The sequence below is a fragment of the Serratia sp. PF-27 genome (assembly GCF_030053255.1).
GTDB classification, from domain to species: domain Bacteria; phylum Pseudomonadota; class Gammaproteobacteria; order Enterobacterales; family Enterobacteriaceae; genus Serratia; species Serratia bockelmannii.
Genome location: NZ_JASGBT010000003.1, coordinates 47,498 through 59,394, shown reverse-complemented (window position 1 = coordinate 59,394; position 11,897 = coordinate 47,498). Strand labels below are relative to the sequence as shown.

Annotated in this window: 12 protein-coding genes and 3 tRNA genes; 3 read left to right on the top strand and 12 right to left on the bottom strand. The window is 57.4% G+C overall.

All coding sequences use genetic code 11. The annotated features are described in order from the left end of the window. Nucleotides 1-99: 99 nt before the first annotated feature. Both QMZ29_RS01245 and QMZ29_RS01240 read left to right on the top strand, forming a co-directional pair. Nucleotides 100-891, top strand: coding sequence for a cytochrome C assembly family protein (locus tag QMZ29_RS01245; protein ID WP_004932506.1), 792 nt, complete (start codon nt 100-102; stop codon nt 889-891). Nucleotides 892-933: 42 nt separating this feature from the next. Beyond that, nucleotides 934-2,223 (top strand): HlyC/CorC family transporter, encoded by a 1,290-nt coding sequence (locus QMZ29_RS01240; RefSeq protein ID WP_016929024.1) that lies wholly within the window; start codon nt 934-936, stop codon nt 2,221-2,223. Between the two features lie 65 nt (nt 2,224-2,288). Here the strand turns inward: QMZ29_RS01240 and luxS are convergent, their stop codons facing one another. From luxS to alaS, 9 genes are all read right to left on the bottom strand, one after another. Further along, nucleotides 2,289-2,804, bottom strand: a complete 516-nt coding sequence (luxS, locus tag QMZ29_RS01235; RefSeq protein ID WP_004932513.1) for an S-ribosylhomocysteine lyase — start codon at nt 2,802-2,804, stop codon at nt 2,289-2,291. 166 nt (nt 2,805-2,970) lie between these two features. Then, nucleotides 2,971-4,533 carry a glutamate--cysteine ligase gene (gshA, locus tag QMZ29_RS01230; RefSeq protein ID WP_025301637.1) on the bottom strand — a complete coding sequence of 521 codons (1,563 nt, stop codon included), beginning with the start codon at nt 4,531-4,533 and terminating at the stop codon, nt 2,971-2,973. 82 nt (nt 4,534-4,615) lie between these two features. After that, entirely contained in the window at nt 4,616-5,044 is a 429-nt protein-coding gene (locus QMZ29_RS01225; RefSeq protein WP_025159656.1) for a YqaA family protein, read from the bottom strand. After that, entirely contained in the window at nt 5,041-5,607 is a 567-nt protein-coding gene (gene yqaB / locus QMZ29_RS01220; protein ID WP_025301636.1) for a fructose-1-phosphate/6-phosphogluconate phosphatase, read from the bottom strand. The genes QMZ29_RS01225 and yqaB overlap by 4 nt, the downstream gene beginning before the upstream one ends. 172 nt (nt 5,608-5,779) lie before the next feature. Then, nucleotides 5,780-5,856: transfer RNA gene (locus QMZ29_RS01215), tRNA-Arg, on the bottom strand. Nucleotides 5,857-5,910: 54 nt separating this feature from the next. Next, nucleotides 5,911-5,987 (bottom strand) — tRNA-Arg (locus tag QMZ29_RS01210). A 3-nt stretch (nt 5,988-5,990) separates the two neighbouring features. After that, nucleotides 5,991-6,083 (bottom strand) — tRNA-Ser (locus QMZ29_RS01205). A 310-nt stretch (nt 6,084-6,393) separates the two neighbouring features. Continuing rightward, nucleotides 6,394-6,579 (bottom strand): carbon storage regulator CsrA, encoded by a 186-nt coding sequence (gene csrA / locus QMZ29_RS01200; RefSeq protein WP_004091602.1) that lies wholly within the window; start codon nt 6,577-6,579, stop codon nt 6,394-6,396. Between the two features lie 252 nt (nt 6,580-6,831). Further along, on the bottom strand, nt 6,832-9,459 hold the full coding sequence (gene alaS, locus QMZ29_RS01195; RefSeq protein ID WP_049207215.1) for an alanine--tRNA ligase: 2,628 nt from the start codon (nt 9,457-9,459) through the stop codon (nt 6,832-6,834). On the opposite strand from alaS, the gene QMZ29_RS01190 reads away from it, so the two are divergent. Then, on the top strand, nt 9,409-9,552 hold the full coding sequence (locus tag QMZ29_RS01190; protein ID WP_162180460.1) for a hypothetical protein: 144 nt from the start codon (nt 9,409-9,411) through the stop codon (nt 9,550-9,552). The two genes, alaS and QMZ29_RS01190, sit on opposite strands and share 51 nt — an antisense overlap. Nucleotides 9,553-9,592: 40 nt before the next feature. Here QMZ29_RS01190 and recX read toward each other — a convergent pair whose 3' ends face one another. The 3 genes from recX to pncC form a co-directional block, all read right to left on the bottom strand. Continuing rightward, entirely contained in the window at nt 9,593-10,105 is a 513-nt protein-coding gene (gene recX / locus QMZ29_RS01185; protein WP_049272556.1) for a recombination regulator RecX, read from the bottom strand. A 60-nt stretch (nt 10,106-10,165) separates the two neighbouring features. Then, nucleotides 10,166-11,230, bottom strand: coding sequence for a recombinase RecA (gene recA, locus QMZ29_RS01180; protein ID WP_004932541.1), 1,065 nt, complete (start codon nt 11,228-11,230; stop codon nt 10,166-10,168). 111 nt (nt 11,231-11,341) lie between these two features. Further along, nucleotides 11,342-11,830: a nicotinamide-nucleotide amidase gene (pncC, locus tag QMZ29_RS01175; RefSeq protein WP_261427504.1), complete on the bottom strand. Its 489-nt coding sequence runs from the start codon at nt 11,828-11,830 to the stop codon at nt 11,342-11,344. Between the last annotated feature and the right edge of the window lie 67 nt (nt 11,831-11,897).

The following is an 11,897-nucleotide window of genomic DNA, read 5'->3' as shown; positions in this document are numbered from 1 at the left end:
GCAGGATCTCTGCCTCAGCGTTGGAGATAGGTTGGAGTGAAACGCGCGCAACGTTATACTGACACTCCTATTAACCACGCCGAAGCAAAATTAAACGCTATGCCAGTTTTCTCCATTGTGGCTTTGATGGCCTACCTGCTCAGCCTTGGACTGATCATTCCCAGCTTGTTGCGGAAGAACAGCGCATACCGTCGACTGGCCCTCGTCTCGGCGGTGGTGGCGCTGATTTGCCACGCCATCGCGCTGCAGCAGCGCATCTTTGACGTCAGCGCCGGGCAGAATCTCAGCCTGCTGAACATTGGTTCTATCGTCAGCCTGATCATCTGCTCGGTGATGACCTTTGTCGCTTCACGCGATCGCGGCTGGTTCCTGCTGCCGATCGTCTACAGCTTCGCGATGATCAATCTGGCCTTCGCCAGCTTCATGCCCGGCGAGTTCATCACTCACCTGGAGGCCAGCCCGGAATTGATGGTGCATATCGGCCTGGCGCTATTCTCTTACGCCACCCTGATCATCGCCGCGCTCTACGCCTTACAGCTCGCCTGGCTCGACTACCTGTTGAAAAACAAGAAGCTGACCTTCAGCGCCGACATGCCGCCGCTGATGAGCATCGAGCGCAAGATGTTCCATATCACCCAGATCGGCGTGGTGCTGCTGACGCTCACCCTGTGCACCGGCCTGCTGTACATGGATAACCTGTTCAGCAAAGAGAACGTGCATAAAGCCGTGCTGTCGATCATGGCCTGGTTCGTGTATATCGTGCTGTTGTGGGGCCATTACCATGAAGGCTGGCGCGGCCGCCGCGTCGTCTGGTTCAGCTTCGCCGGCGCCTTCCTGCTGACGCTCGCCTATTTCGGCAGCCGTCTGATTCAGCAGGTGATGGTGCGCTAGGCCAGCCTGGCTCAATTCTCCCTCTCTATAAGGAATACTGCATTGGAGCATGTGTCGACGGGGACCCTCATCATTATCCTGGTGATCATGATCGTGGTCTCCGCTTACTTCTCCGCCTCCGAAACCGGCATGATGACGCTCAACCGTTATCGCCTGCGTCATCTGTCCAAACAGGGCAACCGCTCGGCGCGTCGGGTGGAGAAGCTGCTGCAAAAACCGGATCGGCTGATCGGCCTGGTGCTGATCGGCAACAACCTGGTCAACATCCTCGCCTCGGCGCTGGCGACCATCGTCGGCATGCGGCTGTATGGCGATCTCGGCGTGGCGATCGCGACCGGCATACTGACCTTCGCCGTGCTGCTGTTCGCCGAAGTGCTGCCGAAGACCTTCGCCGCCCTCTATCCGGAACGTATTGCCTTCCCCAGCAGCGTCCTGCTGGCCCCGTTGCAAAAGGTGATGTTCCCGCTGGTCTGGCTGCTCAACGGCATCACCAGCCTGACCTTGCGCCTGTTCGGCATTCGCACCAACGTGCGCATCAGCGACGCCGTCAGCAAGGATGAGCTGCGTACCATCGTGCGCGAATCCCAGTCGCAGATCTCACGCCGCAATCAGGACATGCTGATCTCGGTGCTGGATCTGGAAAAGGTGACGGTCAACGACATCATGGTGCCGCGCACCGAGATCGTCGGCATCGACGTCAACGACGACTGGAAGTCGATCATGCGCCAGCTGACCCACTCGCCGCACGGCCGCATCGTGCTGTATCGCAGCTCGTTGGACGATGCGATCGGCATGCTGCGCGTGCGCGAAGCCTACCGCCTGATGACCGAGAAAAAAGAGTTCAACAAAGAGAACCTGCTGCGCGCCGCCGATGAGATCTACTTCGTACCGGAAGGCACGCCGCTCAACGTTCAGTTGGTGAAATTCCAGCGCAATAAAGAGAAGGTCGGCATCGTGGTCGACGAGTACGGCGACATTCAGGGCCTGGTTACGGTGGAAGACATCCTCGAGGAGATCGTCGGCGACTTCACCACCTCGATGTCACCGACGCTGGCGGAAGAAGTCACGCCGCAGAGCGACGGTTCGGTCTTGATCGACGGCACCGCCAACGTACGGGAGCTGAACAAAGCCTTCAACTGGACCTTGCCGGCCAATGAAGCCCGTACCGTCAACGGTATGCTGCTGGAAGAACTGGAAGAGATCCCCGAAATCGGCACCCGGGTGCGTATCGGCCATTACGATATCGACATTCTCGACGTACAGGGCAACATGATCAAACAGGTGCGAGTCACGCCGATCACCTCGCTGCAGTCCAGCGTCGGCCATCACTGACCGCCGGCCAGAACGTAAAAAAGACGCGAAATCGCGTCTTTTTTGTTTCTGCGGGAAACGTACGGTCAGATATGCAGCTCCTGCAGCTTCTCTTTCGGCAGCGCCAGCTCGTCGTTGTGGTTCACCACCACGCCGTTATCCAGAATGTGCTTGGCGATTTCCTGCGCTTCTTCCAGCGAGTGCATGTGGTAGGTACCACACTGGTACTCGTTCAGCTCAGGGATCTTGCGCTGGTCGGTCACTTTCAGCACGTCGGCCATCGCCGCTTTCCAGGCATCGGCAACGCGCTGCTCTTCCGGCACGCCGATCAGGCTCATGTAGAAACCGGTGCGGCAGCCCATTGGGGAGATGTCGATAATCTCCACGCCCTGGCCGTTCAGGTGGTCGCGCATAAAGCCGGCGAACAGGTGTTCCAGCGTGTGAATGCCGCGTTCGGGCATCACTTCCAGGTTCGGGCGGCAAAAGCGCAGATCAAACACCGTGATGGTATCGCCATGAGGCGTTTTCATGGTTTTTGCAACGCGGACAGCCGGAGCTGCCATACGGGTATGATCGACGGTAAAGCTATCCAGCAATGGCATTTCGCTACCTCCTCGTAAAAGAGCATTTATTTCGAAACTTTTTTTCCTAACCGGGAAACCTTTTCCAACCCTGCGAGTCTGAGTATGTGAAAGACGCGCATTTGTTATCATCATCCCTGTCATCAGAGATGCATATTTGGCCACATTGATGTGGCCTTTTTCTTTTTCAGCTTCCGCCGTTTTGCTTCAGGAACGCTTCAAAGCTTAGCGTATCATTGGCTTCTATGTCGCGTTGGCGCTGCCACGAGGCTTCCCGCTCTTTATCCAGCTCGGCCTCATTCAGGATTTCCAACGGTTCTTCCAGCAACGTCTGGCGATACTGCTCCGCCAGCTGCAGACCGACGCGCCCAGTGCCTTCCGCCTTCATCGCCTTCAGAATGCGCGCGGAGAAGGTCAGCTCAGGATCGTCAAATGCGGCGACCAGCTCATCACACACCTGCTGGTATTGACGGTTGCCGGCTTCGCCGTCCAACACTTCCGCGACCCGACGCAGATCGGCGAACAGCGCCTTGCCCACGTTTTCCAGCGGTTCATGGCTGGCGCCACAGCCGATGCCGATGGTCTGGCCCGGCTTGCGCCCTTCCAGAATCACCCGGTTCCAGTTCTTGCGCGTGCACAGCAGTTCATCGCTGCTCATCTCCGGCGCATCGGCCAGCGCGCACCACACCAGGAACAGATCCAGGAAACGCGCCTGCACCGCATCCACGCCGATCGGCGAGAACGGGTTGATATCCAGCGAACGCACTTCGATATATTCGATACCGCCGCGCAGCAGCGCGTCTGACGGCGTCTCGCCGCTTTTGGTCACGCGCTTCGGCCGGATCGGCGCATACAGCTCGTTTTCGATTTGCAGCACGTTACTGTTCAACTGCAGGTAGCGGTCACCCTCTTTCACGCCCAGCTTGGCGAACTCTTCGGAAGGCGTAACGATCGCCCGCTTCAGACCGGCCACATAGCTGTGCAGATCGTTGAAGGTGATGCCCAGATTACTCTGCGACTTGTTGGTGTAACCCAGGTCGCTCAGACGCAGCGAGGTGGCGTACGGCAGATAGCACATCCCCTGCTCGGTGCGTTCGAACGGCAGAGTGGTCTCGCGACCTTTGAGGAACGAAGAACAAATGGCCGGCGATGCGCCGAACAGATACGGGATCACCCAACCGAAACGGTAATAGTTGCGGATCAGGCGGAAATACCCCGCCGAGATCTGCTCTTTACCGCTTTCTGCGTCCTGCACGCCAGCCCAGGCCTGCCAAAACTCCAGCGGCAGCGAGAAGTTGTAGTGCACGCCGGAAATGGTCTGCATCAACGCGCCATAGCGATTCTTCAACCCTTCGCGGTACAGCGTCTTCATGCGGCCGATGTTCGACGAACCGAACTGCGCCAGCTCAATATCCTGCTCGGCTTCGATAAAGCACGGCATGCTGAGCGGCCACATGCGCTCATCGCCAATATTGCGCGCCACGTAGCGATGAATATCGCGCAGGAACGTCAGCAGGTGATCGATATTGTCATCAACCGGCGTAATGAACTCTAACAGCGCCTCGGCGAAATCCGTGGTGATCCAGTGGTGCGTCAATGCCGCCCCCAGCTTTTCCGGATGCCCGGTAGTCGCCAAGGTGCCGTTCGGCGTGACTCGCAGCGTTTCACGCTCGATGCCGCGACGAATGCCTTTTAATGCCTGAGGATGGGCTTCCAACCAAGAAAGCGCCTGTGATACGTCCGGGATCAAATTGACCTCCCGCTTCTAAAAACAATAACTCGTAAGCATACTGAATCCGCACCCGAGAGAATATTGAGTTATATTCACTTAGTTACTGCCACCAGGCGATGCCCTGTACCGTTATCATAGTCAAAACGATGTAACGCAGCGCCTTTCCGATACACAGAAACAGCGCGACAGAGCCCCAGGGCATGCGCAGCCAACCTGCCAACACGCACAACAAATCGCCCACCACCGGCACCCAACTGAGCAACAGCGCAGCCGGGCCGAAGCGTTGCAGCCACCCGAGCGCCGTTGCCAGCCCCCGCTGTGGTTTCAACGCCGGTAACAGGCGCCCGATAATGACATTGGTCAAGCCGCCCAGCGTGTTGCCCAGGGTCGCGGCCAGCACCAGCAATTCCGGCGAGACGCGACTCTGGGTCAGCAAGGCGACCAGAACGATTTCTGAATTTCCCGGCAGCAGCGTCGCACTGAGGAAGCTACTGCCAAATAACGATATTACGGCTAGCGTACTACTCACAGCGTGCGGACGTCTACCACAGCCATACCGGCACTTTTCGCCGCCTGAATGCCAAATTCGGCATCTTCAAACACCACGCATTTTTCCGGCGGCACGCCGATCAGTTCAGCACAGCGTAAGAAGGTATCCGGCTCCGGTTTATGGCGCTGTACGTCGTCCGCGCCGACGATCGCGTCGAAGCAGTCGAACAGGCCGAGATGACGCAGCAGCATTTCCGCCATGCGGTGCTCGCTGCCGGTACCGACCGCCATCGGACGGCGACCGTGATAGGACTTCACCACCTCGATCAGCGGCAACGGGCGCACGCTATCCAGCAGCATCGCTTCCACCGCGCGGGTTTTCTCCGCCGCCAGGTGATGGGGATCGAGGTCGGCCTGATGGCTGGCGATAATCGCCTGAGCGATGCGCCAGGTCGGCGAACCGCTCAGCGCCACCATGGCCGTTTCATCAAACGTCATGCCATAACGGGACAGCACTTCATGCCACGCTTTACGGTGCGTTGGCTCGGTGTCCAGAATCGTGCCGTCCATGTCGAAAATAAGACCCTGATAGCGGTCGTACATCGTTACTCCATGATCGTTGAGGAAAGAAAACTACTTTAGCGTAAAGCCGATGGGTTGTCGCTGACTGCGTCATAGCGGAATGTGCTGTGCCTAATCGTGCACAAAGGGGAAAGAGGGGGAGATAGATAAAGGCTGAAAAGCGAAAAACCCGCCGAGGCGGGTTTCTCTTAGATGGTGCATCCAGGAGGATTCGAACCTCCGACCGCTCGGTTCGTAGCCGAGTACTCTATCCAGCTGAGCTATGGATGCATGTCTATTTTTTTACTGCTTGCCTGCTTCGCTAACGAAACACGACAGAAAGAATGGTGCATCCAGGAGGATTCGAACCTCCGACCGCTCGGTTCGTAGCCGAGTACTCTATCCAGCTGAGCTATGGATGCAAATGGCGGTGAGGCGGGGATTCGAACCCCGGATGCAGCTTTTGACCGCATACTCCCTTAGCAGGGGAGCGCCTTCAGCCTCTCGGCCACCTCACCATACGCTTCTTTCGAATTGTGCCTAACTTGCTTTGGAGAAGCTCATCGGCACTGCGTGGCGCACATATTACTTTCTCCGACTTTTAAGTCAAACAATTTTTCCCAACTCATGCGCGTTTGCACAATTCACACCCAACATGGGCGATTTCACGGCAAAAAGGGCGTTTTATCAACAGGCAACCGCAGCGTCTGTGGCAACAAAGCAGGAAACTCACCGGGAAAATAATCACGAAAAAGAGAGGGGGGAACGAAAGAAGTGGGTAAAACGATGCAGTAGCGTCTCGTCTGGCAACGAGACGCTGCTTCGGAATCAGTAAGTCGTCTGCTGAGACTTCTCTGCCTGAATGCGCTGATAGATTTCTTCACGGTGAACCGAAACCTCTTTGGGGGCATTCACACCAATACGCACCTGGTTGCCTTTTACCCCTAGCACAGTGACCGTAACCTCATCGCCAATCATGAGGGTTTCACCAACTCGACGAGTCAGAATTAACATTCTTTGCTCCTTGAAAGATTAAAAGAGTCGGGTCTCTCAGTTTCCCCGTCATTATCCATCATATGTGGTGAAAACGTAAGCCGCGCAATCCACAATAAGTGTAAGCAGACTTGGTCCCACCTCAGATAATGGTAAGTTTAGCCGACCTGAAAAACTTTGTTCCCGCAATTGTAACTAAATTGTGTTAGCACAGTATGAAAACGCCATAATCAACAAAGTATTATGGCGTTTGTGCGTGCTATTTATTTATGTTCACAGCTTCGAGGCCACCCAGGCTTCTACGCTGTTTAACGCCGCTGGCAGGGCGTTGATATCCGTCCCCCCCGCCATCGCCATATCAGGGCGACCACCGCCCTTGCCGCCGACCTGCTGCGCCACGTTGCCGATCAACTCGCCGGCTTTCACGCGGTCAGTCAGATCCTTGGTCACGCCCGCGACCAGGCTGACTTTGTCATCAGCCGTCGTCGCCAACACGATAATGGCCGAACCCAATTGATTTTTCAGGTCATCCACCATAGTGCGCAGCATTTTGGCTTCGACATTGTCCAACTGGCTGACCAACAGCTTCACGCCGTTAACCACTTTCGCCTGACTGGACAGCGACGCGCTTTCCTGCGCCGCCTGCTGATCTTTCAGTTGCTGCAGTTCTTTTTCCAGCACGCGGGTGCGATCGAGCACCGAGCGCACTTTATCGGTCAGGTTGTTGCTATCGCCCTTCACCAACTGCGCAACGTCTTGCAACAAATCGCTTTGCTGATGCAGCGTAGCGATAGCGCCAGCGCCGGTTACCGCTTCAATACGGCGGATGCCCGCCGCGGTGCCAGACTCGCTCAGAATGCGGAACAGGCCGATATCGCCGGTGCGGCTGGCGTGGGTGCCGCCGCACAGCTCGGTGGAGAAGTCGCCCATGGTCAGCACGCGAACGTTGTCGTCGTACTTCTCACCGAACAGCGCCATCGCACCCTTCTCTTTGGCATCTTCCAACGCCATCAGCTCGGTCTGCACCGGCAGGTTACGACGCACCTGCTGGTTAACCAGATCTTCCACCGCGCGAATTTGTTCCGGCTTCATCGCTTCGAAATGCGAGAAGTCGAAGCGCAGGTATTTGTCGTTAACCAGAGAGCCTTTCTGCGCAACGTGCTCGCCCAACGTTTGGCGCAGCGCAGCGTGCAGCAGGTGGGTCGCGGAGTGGTTCAGGCGGATGCTGTTGCGGCGTTCAGTGTCGATCTGCGCGTCTACGCGATCGTTCAGCTTCAGCGAACCTTGCGCCAGCTTGCCTTGATGGCCGATAGCCTGACCGTATTTCTGGGTGTCGTTGACCACAAACTCGGCGCCTGCGGCTTTCAGCACGCCTTTATCGCCGACCTGGCCGCCGGATTCACCGTAGAACGGCGTCTCGTCCAGCACCACCACCGCCTCTTCGCCAGCGTTGATCTGATCGACCGGCTGGCCGTCGCGGAACAGCGCAATGACCATCGCCTGCTGCTCGTCGTGATCGTAGCCGCTGAACTGGCTGCTGCCGTCCACACGGATCAGGCTGTTGTAGTCGGCGCCGAAGCCGCTGGATTCGCGCGCGCGGCGGCGCTGTGCTTCCATCGCCTCTTCAAAGCCCGCTTCGTCGACTTTCAGACCGCGCTCGCGGCAGACGTCAGCGGTCAGGTCCACCGGGAAGCCGTAGGTATCGTACAGACGGAAAGCGGTTTCGCCGTCCAGGGTATCGCCCTGCAGCTTGGCCAGCTCTTCATCCAGCAGCGCCAGACCACGCTCCAGCGTACGGGCAAACTGCTCTTCTTCGGTTTTCAGCACCTGCTCCACCAGCGACTGCTGGCGTTTCAGTTCATCGGCCGCCGGGCCCATCACTTCGATCAGCGGCGCCACCAGCTTGTAGAAGAAGGTGTCTTTCGCGCCCAGCATGTTGCCATGGCGGATCGCACGACGAATGATGCGACGCAGCACGTAGCCGCGGTTTTCGTTAGACGGGATCACGCCGTCAGACACCAGGAAGGCGCAGGAACGGATGTGGTCGGCGATAACGCGCAGAGATTTATTGTCCAGATCGGTCGCACCGGTCACTTTCGCCACGGCGGCAATCAGGGTGCGGAACAGGTCGATCTCATAGTTGGAGTTCACATGCTGCAACACCGCCGCGATGCGTTCCAGGCCCATACCGGTATCCACCGAAGGTTTCGGCAGCGGCAACATGGTGCCGTCGGACTGACGGTTGAACTGCATGAAAACGATGTTCCAGATCTCGATGTAGCGATCGCCGTCTTCTTCCGGGCTGCCCGGAGGACCACCCCAAATGTGATCGCCGTGATCGTAGAAAATCTCGGTGCACGGGCCGCATGGGCCGGTATCGCCCATCTGCCAGAAGTTATCGGAAGCGAAAGGCGCGCCCTTGTTGTCGCCGATGCGGATAATGCGCTCGGCCGGTACGCCGATTTGCTTCTGCCAGATGTCGAATGCTTCGTCATCGGTTTCATACACGGTGACCCACAGTCGCTCTTTCGGCAGGTTGAACCAGTTTTCACCGGTCAGCAGTTCCCACGCGTAGCTGATCGCATCGTGCTTGAAGTAATCGCCGAAGCTGAAGTTGCCCAGCATTTCAAAGAAGGTGTGGTGACGAGCGGTATACCCGACGTTTTCCAGGTCGTTATGCTTGCCGCCTGCGCGCACGCAGCGCTGCGAGGTAGTGGCGCGGGAATAGGCGCGTTTGTCGAGCCCCAGGAAAACATCCTTAAATTGGTTCATGCCGGCATTGGTAAACAGCAATGTCGGATCATTGTTAGGCACCAGGGAGCTGCTTGCTACAACCTGATGACCCTTACTATGAAAGAAATCGAGAAACGCTTGACGGATCTCAGCGGTGCTCTTGCTCATAATTTTCCTGGAAAGGCTAGAATAACGACACGTGAGCCGGTGGCGCGTCATCCCGACGATGACAACCAGCTCACGAACAAAAAGTGGGGATAAGATAAATTTTCTTCAGAGGGAAGTAAAACCCCGTGTGCGCTCATTGCGCAAAATCACGGTAAATTGACTGAATTTCTTCCTGGAAAAAGCCGCGATAGAGCAGATAACGCTGCACTTTGGCTTTCTCTTTCCAGTCAGTTGGCAACGCATCGCCAAATTTTCGCTGCGCCACCTGTTTCGCCTGTTCACACCAGTCGATGTCGCATTCCGCCAGCGCGTCCTGTACCAGCGCTTTGTCGACGCCCTTTTGCATCAGTTCGCTGCGGATGCGCTGCGCGCCGTAACCTTTGCGGCTGCGGCTGCCAATGTAGCTGTGGGCGAAACGCTTATCGTCCAGCCAATTATGCTGATAACAGTAGGCGACAACCTGCTCGATCAGCGCAGGATCTACCGGCTCTTCAGCCACCGGCGGTGATGCCGGCGCATGTGGTCCCTTGCCGCCAAAACGGGCTTTCGCCACAAACGGCTGCGCCGCAAGTTTGCGGCGCAGTTCAGCTTCACTATGATCGCGTTGCGACAGCAGGCGCATGGCGCGGCTTAGCAAGTCATTCATCATTTGAGCCTGAATTCAGGGGATGTGCGCCACATAAACGGCGGCGCACATCTTCAGCGATTAAAACTGCTCGCTGGTTTCCGCTTCGTCATCTTCGAAGTCGTCACCGGAGGCAGCCACCAGCTCGCCGCCGCTGTGCAGCAGCAGGTCGCGCAGTTTCTTATCCAGCTCGGCGGCGATAGCCGGGTTTTCTTTCAGGAAGTTACAGGCGTTCGCCTTGCCCTGACCGATCTTCTCGCCGTTATAGCTGTACCAGGCGCCGGCTTTTTCGATCATCTTGTGCTTCACGCCCAGATCGACCAGCTCGCCACGGCTGTTGATGCCTTCGCCGTACATGATTTGGAATTCAGCCTGTTTGAACGGCGCAGCAATTTTGTTCTTCACCACTTTCACGCGGGTTTCGCTGCCCACCACTTCGTCGCCCTCTTTGATGGCGCCGATACGACGGATATCCAGGCGTACCGAAGCGTAGAACTTCAGGGCGTTACCACCGGTGGTGGTTTCCGGGTTGCCGAACATCACGCCGATCTTCATACGGATCTGGTTGATGAAGATCAGCAGGGTATTGGCATTTTTCAGGTTGCCGGCCAGCTTACGCATCGCCTGGCTCATCATGCGCGCCGCCAACCCCATGTGCGAATCGCCGATTTCACCTTCGATTTCCGCCTTCGGCGTCAACGCCGCCACGGAATCGACGATGATGACGTCAACCGCGCCGGAGCGGGTCAGCGCATCACAGATTTCCAGAGCCTGCTCGCCGGTGTCCGGCTGGGAGCACAGCAGGTTGTCGATATCAACGCCCAGCTTTTTCGCATAGATAGGATCCAGCGCATGCTCAGCATCAATGAACGCACAGGTTTTGCCTTCGCGCTGCGCAGCGGCGATCACCTGCAGCGTCAGGGTAGTTTTACCGGACGATTCCGGGCCGTAGATTTCGACGATGCGGCCCATCGGCAGGCCGCCGGCGCCCAGAGCGATATCGAGTGACAGTGAGCCGGTGGAGATGGTTTCCACGTCCATGGAGCGGTCTTCACCCAGGCGCATGATGGAGCCTTTGCCGAACTGTTTCTCAATCTGGCCCAGTGCTGCAGCTAACGCCTTTTGCTTGTTCTCATCAATAGCCATTTTTGCTCCTTCGTTTCGCAATGCCGGTGTTACCCCACACTGCCACTGAATGTATGTTGTGCAGGAAATGTCACTAATTATACTGTATGGTCATACAGTATCAAGCCTAATTTACAAAAATTCGTCGATGGCGGTTTGCAGCGCGAAAATCGTCGCCTGCTGCCGCACCGCATCGCGGTCGCCCTCGAATTGCATCTTGCGCGACAGCCCCCGGCCATCGCTGCCGGCGAAACCGAACCACACGGTGCCGACCGGCTTTTCCGCGCTGCCGCCGTCCGGGCCGGCGATGCCGCTCACCGACAGCGCCAGATCGGCCTGCGCCGCACGCAGCGCCCCTATCGCCATCTCGCGCACCACCTCTTCGCTGACCGCGCCGTGCGCCGCCAACGTCGCTTCGCTCACCCCCAGCAGGTCATGCTTTGCCGCATTGCTGTAGGTGACGAAACCGCGATCGAAATAGGCGGAGCTGCCGGCGATATCGGTAATGGCCTTGGCGATCCCCCCCCCGGTGCAGGATTCCGCACAGGTGATCCAGCGGCCCTGAGCCTTCAGTTTCTCCCCTGCCAGCACGCTGAGCTGACGCAGTTGGTTTTCACTCATAATCCCTCCCTCGCGAATTCAGGTATATGCGCCCGATAGTAGCATTTATCAAGGCGCTGCAGCGGCT